Source organism: Corynebacterium sp. HMSC067D03 (genome assembly GCF_001811185.1).
In the GTDB taxonomy this organism is placed as follows: domain Bacteria; phylum Actinomycetota; class Actinomycetes; order Mycobacteriales; family Mycobacteriaceae; genus Corynebacterium; species Corynebacterium coyleae.
Window position 1 is genome coordinate 1 of sequence record NZ_KV803833.1, and the last position, 8652, is coordinate 8652.

Genomic DNA, 8652 nt, shown 5'->3' on the forward strand with positions numbered 1-8652 from the left:
TTTCACCGTCCACCGGAATCATGACACCCCACCAGCAGATCATCCAGATAGGTTGTCGGGTCGATAGAATGCGGTGCAGCGGTCATCGTTACGTGCCTTTCGGTGAGATGTGGTAGTTGAGTCGAAGATTACTGACGATGGCCGCCCCACTATTTCCGGGGCCCACCATCAGCAAGCGTTACACCACACTAAGGGACGCAACCCATAGCAGAAAGTGTCTTGTAGTTACTTCAGAGCAACCGGCGCCCAACTCGAAGAGGAAGATTAAGATTCCGGATGCCTGTGATGCCATGAACGTGAGTTACTTCGGCCCGTTCGATCTCTATCGGAAACTGGGGCTTCGGTTCCATTAGGAAGTAAGACCTAACGAGATGCTGAGCACTTAGATGGGAATATAAGTTTTTCTCACGACTAGTAGGTTCTGAACCTACTAGTCGTGAGAAAACCGCGTGAATAGATTTAGGGACGGGCGCGAGAGACTGTGCCCCCGAACTGCCATCCGCTCTACTTGAGCATGTAGAGCACCATTTTTGCCCTGGTCAGGGCTTTTACCGCGTGGGGGAGTCTCGTCGTGAAGTGAACCAGGCCTCCTGGCTTCAATATGACGGTCTTGCCGTCGCCGGTGATTTCTAGTTCGCCTTCTAGGGCTTGCACTATTACGGGCATGGCCGCGGTGTGTTCCGAGAGCTCCTCGTCCTTGTCGAAAGAGAACAGCACGACGTTAACGCCTTCTGCCTGCATAAGCGTCTTTGAGACGGTGGAATTTTCTGCGTATTCGATGCGGTCGGCGAGGTTGTCTATGAAGCCGAGCATGGCCGTCGGGAGGGGTTTGGGGTCACTCATTTCTGGTGTTCTTTCTTCAGTCTTCTTGCGTCTTGGGTTTGCGGGCAACGACCGCGATTCCGGTGAGCTGATCTTTGTATTCGTTGAACGTGGCGCGCATGGTCAAAATACGCTGGCGTAGATCCTTGTCGCGGAGAACATTCTTGATAATGCGCGCTACCCCGAGCAGCCCTTCGTCGGCTAGATTGCGTCGCGGCGATAGCAACGCCATCGGCTCGAAACCAACCCATTCGATGGTAAAGCCAGCGTTTTCAAGCACCTTGCACCATTCGTTTTCTGTTAGCGGGCGGGCGTTGACGCGAATCGTCTGGGCCAACTGCTTACGCAAGTTGTCGGCAAGCTGGGCGTCAATATCGTTGGGGGTGAGCCCAAGCTCGTGGATCGCGTAGCAGCCGCCTGGAGCGAGCAGCCGAAACGCTTCGGCCACGATCTCGTCCTTGCCCTTTTCGCCCTGCATCGTCAGCATGGCTTCGCCAATCACTACGTCAGCCGAGGCGTCTGGCAGGCCGGTGTTCTGGGCTTGCGCGTTAATAACCTTTCCGCCATGCGGGGTGACGACGTCTTGCACGTTTGCGACGGCATCGGGATCTTGGTCGACTCCTACATATGAGGAAACGCCGCGGTCGACTATGAGTTTCGCTGTTCGCCCCAAACCTGGGGCGAATTCCACCACTTCGCGGCCGGAAATATCTGCTTTATCCAGCATGCGCGTGGTGAGCTTCAGGCCACCGGGACGCAAGACCCGTTTCCCGGCGCGCGCCAGCACCCAATGCCCGGCGGCGGTTTTTGTAGAGCGATCACTTTGCGGAATGGAAGGATTCTTTGACACAACAAAATACTACCTGAATTAGCTTAGGTGAACCTAATTATTCAATTAAAAAACTCGCAACCGGCTAGTTGGGTCAACTTTTTGCCTACGCGGCATGGAGATATTCCGGGCTGCGTTTGCTTTGAGCGCGAATGATCGACGGCAGTAGCCCTTAGACAGTTTTGCAGTCAAAAAGTTTGCTAAAACTAGGTCGAACCAGGTGTTTGCGCCCACCAAACCGTCGTTTGCGTGCGGTTGCAGGTGCCGAGTACAGCCGCCCAGATCCTGACCGACGGGCCCAGCGCAACGGCTACCGCCACCGGCCTCTCGATACCCGTGTTGGGACCTTGGACATCGCGGTCCCGAAACTACGCCAGGGCACCTACTTCCCTGAGTGGCTGCTGGAGCGTCGCAAGCGCGCCGAGTCCGCATTGATCACTGTTGTTGCCGACTGCTATCTCGCTGGAGTCAGTACTCGCCGGATGGACAAGTTGGTCAAGACGTTGGGAATCGACCGGCTATCGAAGTCCCAGGTCTCTCGCATGGCCGCCGAGTTGGACGAGCACGTCGCCGAGTTTCGACACCGCCCACTAGGCGATGCTGGGCCGTTCACGTTCGTGACCGCCGACGCGTTGACGATGAAAGTTCGCGAGGGAAGTCGTTTGGTCAACGCGGTCGTCATGCTCGCGACCGGGGTCAACGCCGACGGGCATCGCGAAGTCTTAGGGATGCGGGTCGCCACGAGCGAGACCGGCCCGGCCTGGAACAAGTTTTTCGCCGATCCGGTCGCCCGAGGACTGTCCGGGGTCCGGCTGGTCACCTCCGACGCCCACCAAGGCATCGTGGAAGCGATCGCGGCGAACCTGCCCGGTGCCGTCTGGCAGCGTTGCCGCACTCACTACGCCGCGAACCTGATGAGCATCACTCCCAAGAGCTTGTGGCCGGCGGTCAAGGCCATGCTCCACTCCGTCTATGACCAGCCTGACGCCGATGCTGTTCACGCCCAGTTCGACCGGCTACTGGACTACACCGCCGAGAAACTCCCCGACGTCGCAGACCACCTCGATGCCGCCCGCGCTGACATTCTCGCGTTCACCAGCTTCCCGACCGAGGTCTGGCAGCAGATCTGGTCGAACAACCCCACCGAACGGCTGAACCGCGAGATCCGGCGCCGCACCGATGCGATTGGGATCTTCCCAAACCGGGAAGCAATTGTCCGGCTCGTCGGCGCCGTCCTGGCCGAGCAAACCGATGAATGGGCAGAAGGCCGCCGCTACCTCGGCCTGGAAGTCCTAGCCAAGAGCCGCCTCAACCTGATCACCACACCCACAACCACGACCGATGCCGACATGCCCGCACTCGCAGGCTAAAACCCCAAACGAGAGGAAAACACCGTTACACCACTACAAGGGACTTGACCCCCAACTTGCTAAAAGCTTTGTAGTTGACTAGGAGTGCAGATGGTCGTCGGCCCACCTGCAAGAACGAATAGCAAGCGGTATCGTCTACAGGTTGAGGTGCTACCCGCATCATTTGTCGAGACCCCGCGTCTATTCTTGCGCGCGAGATCCCGACTGGTTCACCCCCTCTACGGACGCCAGCCGGGTAGTGACGTGCCAGATACTCAGCGGTACAGCAGGCTAATCTCCAAACGTCCGCGGCAGCCGGAAATCCCAGTTCATAGCCGGTATCGAAGCTGTTCGATGGCCCTGCTCCGCACTGGGGTCTTGTATCCATCGTGACCAGTTGTGCGATCCGTTTACGGGCACTGGCACGTTTATGGTTCGCCTGTTGCAGTCCGGATTGATCGATCCGAAGGATCTGGCCCGCAAGTACGCCAATGAGTTGCACGCGACCGAGATCATGCTGCTGGCGTATTACGTGGCTGCGGTGAATATCGAAACGACGTTTAACGCGTTGCAAGCCGAGACGGCGCAGCGCGAAGACCTACCGGAGCCGGAGTATGTGCCGTTTGAGGGCATTGCGCTTGCCGATACCTTCCAGATCCACGAGGACGGCGACATCCTGGATCTGGCGGTATTTAAGAACAACAACGAGCGCATTGTTCGTCAGAAGAAGGCCCCGATCAATGTCATCGTGGGCAGCCCGCCGTACTCAGTAGGTCAGACGAGCGCGAACGATAACAACGCGAACCTGAAGTATCCAACACTGGACGCACGCATCGCGGAGACGTACGCGGCGAAGTCGACGGCGACGAATAAGAACTCCCTGTACGACTCATATCTGCGCGCGTTCCGGTGGGCCACCGACCGGATTGGGGATCAAGGTGTTGTGGCGTTTGTGTCGAACGGTGGTTGGGTGGATGCCAACACTGGTGATGGTGTCCGCCTATCGCTCGCTGAAGATTATTCAGACATCTACTTGCTGAATCTACGGGGAAATGCCCGTACCTCAGGAGAAGAACGTAAGAAAGAAGCCGGAAACGTCTTCGGTGGCGGCTCACGCACGCCCATTTCAGTAGCGATTTGTGTCAAAGATCCAAACAAGTCGGGATTCGTTCTGCATTACCGCGACATTGGGGACTATCTGTCAGCGGAAGAAAAGCTTGCGATCGTGAATACGTCGACGATTGAGAATGTTGATTGGCAGTCAATTGTGCCGAATCAGCATGGAGATTGGTTGAACCAGCGCAGCGACGAGTTTGCGACCTGGCCGGTTATTGGCGAGAAGAAGGACACCGTCACGACGTTCTTTGGCGCCTATTCCGCAGGGTTAAAAACTGGCCGTGATGCTTGGTCGTATTCTTCTGCAACCGCCCAACTCGTAGAAAACATCGGGACGCACGTTGCGAACTACCGCCAAGCGCAAGACCTGTTGCGAAACGAAGGGTTTGAGGAAAGCAAACGGGGCGTAGACGCATTGTTTACACAACACCCGGAATTGGTGGATAGCACGCGAGGTTCATGGAATGTCAACCTGAGGCAGGAGTTAGCCCGCGGAACCGAGATCGCGGTTGATACGGACCGTGTGTTCACATCGTTGTACCGCCCGTTTTTCAAACAGCGGAATTATTTCGCGAAAGAATTGATCGACAGACAGTATCAATTGCCTTCGATGTTCCCGACGCTGCACCATCACAACATCGGGTACGTCACCACCAGCCCAGGCGATAGCGTGCCGTTGGGAACGCTGGCGACAAACATCATGCCTGATCTTCACACCCTCGCGACTTCTCAGTACTTCTCACGTTTCACCTGGGAGCCAGTAGAGGCGTCGGATGGTGGGTTGTTCGGCGAGGGGGCGTCGATAAGCGAAGGCGAGTCCTCGATTTATGGCCAGGTTGGCGAGGTCGTTGCGGGTTATGTGCGCAAGGACAACATCACCGACGAGATCAAGGCGCTCTACCGCGACGCGCTGGATGCCGATGTCACTGGTGACGACATCTTCCACTTCGTTTACGGCAAGCTGCACGATCCGAACTATCGGGAGGCGTATGCGGCGGATTTGAAGAAGATGCTGCCGCACATTGAAACGCCGGGTTCGCGTGAAGAGTTCGACAAGTTGGCGCGTTCCGGCAAGGAACTGATGGACCTGCACGTCGGGTACGAGGATGTGCAGCCGTACCCGCTGGATATCGCGGTCAAGGGCGACGAGTCCGACCCGGAGACCTGGCGTGTGTTGAAGAAGTGGGCACGTAAGAAGGACCCAGAGACCGACAAGAACGTCAACGACGTGACCAAGTTGATTTACAACAAGCGGGTCACCATCGCGGGTATCCCGGCTGAGGCTGATGAGTACATGCTGGGGTCGCGTTCCGCGTTGGCGTGGCTGATTGATCGCTACCAGGTGAAGAAGGACAAGGCGTCTGGGATTGTCAACGACCCGAACGATTGGGCCGATGAGGTTGGCAACCCGCGCTACATCGTGGATCTGATTGGCAAGGTGACCCGGGTTGCGGTGGAGACGGTACGGATCGTGGAGGGGCTGCGAGAATAACGCCGTTCGGTTCATTGCCAGTTGAGGCTCGAGAGCGTGGCTTCATCGCGGATGATCGAAAAGCGGTGCGGTGGCCCCTCAGCCGCCAGGTTGACCTTGAACACCTCACCGAAGATCCGGGCCATAGCGGACGTGTCATCCACCTCGACCTCAACTCATCAACCGCACCCTCAAGTCTGCATGCGTCTTTAGCGTCTTTAGACGCTTTCCTGGCGTCATCACCAATCTTCAAACCGAAAGAGGAGTCAGCCATGAGAGGCGTATTCCCCACTTGAGCCATGTAGCTTTTAGGCTACACTTGGGCGTGTGGAGATCATTTCCAGCAGCTTGTTTGACGCCTGGTTAGGTGAGCTAAAAGACAAACATGCTCAGCGACGCATTTTGTATGCAATAGCCCGATGCGAAGCACACGGAAGAATGATTGGAGACATCAAACCCGTTGGCGAGAAGGTTAGCGAGATGAGATTTCATTTCGGGCCCGGCTATCGGGTGTACTACACCCGACTAGGCGCAATAACGGTTTTCCTGCTGGCCGGAGGAGATAAATCCAGCCAGGATAAAGATATTCGAACCGCTCAAAAGCTCGCACAACAGGTAAGGGAGGAACAGTCGTGAAGGAAGTAACATTTTCAGCGTTCGATGCAAGCAAATATCTCGATAGCCAAGAAGCAGTGAACGATTACCTGGCTATCGCACTCGAAGACGGCGATACGAAAACCGTTCAGGTGGTTTTGCGTGACATTGCAAGGGCACACGGCATGAGCCAGCTCGCTAAAGAGACTCAACTCAACCGTGAATCCCTCTACAAGTCACTATCAAAAGACGGTAACCCGTCCTTTGCGGCTATCACGAAAATCATGAAAGCCCTGGGACTCAAAATAACTCTCGCTACACAAAATGCCTAGATACCTACTGGAATCACATCACCAATAAACCAAACGTGCCTCTGCTCAGCCCGTCCGGCCTCTATCCGCCGATCAGTGGTGGATCGCGGAGCCTGCGACCAGGCCCGTTGAATACGATCCGGGAAACGCTCGGCGGAGGGATCAGCAACGGTGGTGCGTGTGGTCTTGCGCCGGAGTACACCCGCGATTCCAAGGATATTCATGAGGCGTTGCACCTGGTCACGGCCGATGTTCCAGCCTGCTCGGTGGGCGGCTTTCCATAGTTTTCGTCGCCCGTAGACCCGCCGATTGGCCTGCCACAGCTCAAAGAGCCGGTGCGCGGTGTAAGCCTCATCCAGCTCGGCAGGGGTGGGCCCGAAACCACGGGCCTGGAAGCGGTAGAACGTTGCTGGTGTCGATTTGGGGTAGTTGGTACCGCGAGTCCGCGTAGTTGGTACCGGTGTTCCGCGTACCCGGTACTGCGAGGGGGTTTCTTTCATAGTTGATGTTGGCGGCACCGTACTTCGATGGTGCCGCGTCAACTTCTACTTGGAAGGAGCCGGTCTTTGTGGCCAACTTCAAACAAATCGTCGCGATGTGCCTTGACGGTGCTTGTTAAGAAGAAGAAAATGGTAGCGGTGTGGTGAGTATCTGGTAGCGCCTGAGTGAGTATCCGGTAGCGCACTTTGCTACCGTGATTTGCGCCGTCGACCTTCAGTGTGTCGAAATATTCCGAACAACAATCCAACACCCCGTAGACAGAGAATCACACCAATAGCCCCACACCAGAACGGAGGTATTGGTCAGGGGCTGTCTCTTGCATCCCTACTAGAAGTTCGAGGAATGCGCTGAGGTTACGTTCCGCGACCGTGACAAGGCGCAATACTGTGCTGCTACCCGATACTCACTGAAGCGCTACCGGAAAGTCACGCCACTGCTACCAGATACACGGTCGCAACAGGTGCTAGCTACGCACAGGTCACACATGCATTGGGGTGTTCACGACGAGAAGTATCCCGCGCAAAGAAGATCATCGCTGAGGAGTCACTGAGTTTAGAGACGTTCCGTCAGCTTCCACCGGGATGGTTCGATGAGCGATTCAGCGATGGCCGCAGCAAGCGCACACTGTCCTACGAGGTTGCGTCCCTTAGTGTGGTGTAACGCTTGCTGATGGTGGGCCCTGGAAAATGCAGGGGCGGCCATCGTCAGTAACCTTTCGACTCAACTACCACATCTCACCGAAAGGAACATGACGATGACCGCTGATCCGCATTCTATCGACCCAACAACCTATCTGGATGATCTGCTCGCTCAAGCCTCTCCGGATTTGATGCGCCAGATGCTGCAAGGGTTTATCAACCAAATCCTCTCCGCCCAGGCCGACACCGTCTGCGGCGCCGAATACGGCGTCGCCTCCACCGAGCGGGTCAACCACCGCAACGGGTATCGCCACCGCGACCTTGACACCCGTGTCGGCACGATCGACGTAGCAGTGCCGAAGCTGCGCCACGGAGCGTTCTTCCCAGAATGGCTGTTAGAGCGACGCTCACGAGCAGAACGAGCCTTATCGACTGTGATCGCCACCTGCTACCTCAAAGGGGTTTCCACCCGCAGGATGAACGATCTGGTGGCCACCCTTGGCATTTCCAACCTGTCGAAATCGCAAGTCTCGCGGATGTCGGAAGAACTCGACGAGATGGTCGCAGACTTCAGAAATCGCCCCCTGGACCCCGGCGGGTACGCCTACCTGTCCTGCGACGCACTGACGATCAAAGTGCGCGAAGGCGGCCGGGTGGTCAAATGCTCAGTGCTGCTTGCCACCGGTGTCAACGCCGATGGCTACCGGGAAATGCTCGGCATGCACGTCGCCACTGCGGAATCCAACGCATCGTGGAAAGGCTTCTTCCAAGACCTCAAAGCCCGCGGACTTCGTGGTGTCTTCCTTGTCACCAGTGATGCCCACGAAGGCATCCAGCATGCCATTTCCGAAGTGCTGCCCGATGCCTCCTGGCAGCGGTGCCGCACCCACTTTGCCAAAAACCTCTACGAGAAAGTCCCCAAAATGCAGTGGCCGATGGTCTTAAGCGATGTTCCAGACGATCTTCCAACAACCGGATGAGGAATCAACCTGGGCGCAAGCCCGTGAAGTTGTTGACTTGT

7 protein-coding genes and 3 pseudogenes are annotated in these 8652 nt (G+C 56.6%); 6 read left to right on the forward strand and 4 right to left on the reverse strand.

Annotated elements, in window-relative coordinates; genetic code table 11:
• Positions 1-137 precede the first annotated feature (137 nt).
• Positions 138-353, forward strand: coding sequence for a DUF4411 family protein (locus HMPREF2785_RS11605; RefSeq protein WP_082661262.1), 216 nt, complete (start codon positions 138-140; stop codon positions 351-353).
• A 151-nt stretch (positions 354-504) separates the two neighbouring features.
• On the opposite strand, the gene HMPREF2785_RS07920 is transcribed toward HMPREF2785_RS11605, so the two are convergent.
• Positions 505-843 (reverse strand): cupin domain-containing protein, encoded by a 339-nt coding sequence (locus HMPREF2785_RS07920; protein WP_024110836.1) that lies wholly within the window; start codon positions 841-843, stop codon positions 505-507.
• A gap of 16 nt (positions 844-859) precedes the next feature.
• Positions 860-1672, reverse strand: a complete 813-nt coding sequence (locus HMPREF2785_RS07925; protein WP_062614292.1) for a class I SAM-dependent methyltransferase — start codon at positions 1670-1672, stop codon at positions 860-862.
• Positions 1673-1902: 230 nt separating this feature from the next.
• On the opposite strand from HMPREF2785_RS07925, the pseudogene HMPREF2785_RS07930 reads away from it, so the two are divergent.
• Positions 1903-3021, forward strand: a pseudogene (locus HMPREF2785_RS07930) (IS256 family transposase); the annotation flags it as partial.
• A gap of 421 nt (positions 3022-3442) precedes the next feature.
• Entirely contained in the window at positions 3443-5608 is a 2166-nt protein-coding gene (locus tag HMPREF2785_RS07935) for a type ISP restriction/modification enzyme (protein ID WP_246821203.1), read from the forward strand.
• A gap of 11 nt (positions 5609-5619) precedes the next feature.
• Here HMPREF2785_RS07935 and HMPREF2785_RS12280 read toward each other — a convergent pair whose 3' ends face one another.
• The gene (locus HMPREF2785_RS12280) at positions 5620-5751 is read right to left on the reverse strand and encodes a hypothetical protein (protein WP_256366010.1); all 132 of its coding nucleotides are present in this window, start codon (positions 5749-5751) and stop codon (positions 5620-5622) included.
• A 163-nt stretch (positions 5752-5914) separates the two neighbouring features.
• Here HMPREF2785_RS12280 and HMPREF2785_RS07940 point away from each other — a divergent pair, with 163 nt between their 5' ends.
• Together HMPREF2785_RS07940 and HMPREF2785_RS07945 are read left to right on the forward strand one after the other, a co-directional pair.
• Entirely contained in the window at positions 5915-6223 is a 309-nt protein-coding gene (locus HMPREF2785_RS07940; protein ID WP_070482101.1) for a type II toxin-antitoxin system RelE/ParE family toxin, read from the forward strand.
• Positions 6220-6513 carry an addiction module antidote protein gene (locus tag HMPREF2785_RS07945; RefSeq protein ID WP_070362126.1) on the forward strand — a complete coding sequence of 98 codons (294 nt, stop codon included), beginning with the start codon at positions 6220-6222 and terminating at the stop codon, positions 6511-6513. The genes HMPREF2785_RS07940 and HMPREF2785_RS07945 overlap by 4 nt, the downstream gene beginning before the upstream one ends.
• Before the next feature lie 104 nt (positions 6514-6617).
• On the opposite strand, the pseudogene HMPREF2785_RS12210 reads toward HMPREF2785_RS07945, so the two are convergent.
• A pseudogene (locus HMPREF2785_RS12210) lies at positions 6618-6992 on the reverse strand (IS3 family transposase); the annotation flags it as partial.
• Positions 6993-7747: 755 nt separating this feature from the next.
• On the opposite strand from HMPREF2785_RS12210, the pseudogene HMPREF2785_RS07950 reads away from it, so the two are divergent.
• A pseudogene (locus HMPREF2785_RS07950) lies at positions 7748-8652 on the forward strand (IS256 family transposase); the annotation flags it as partial.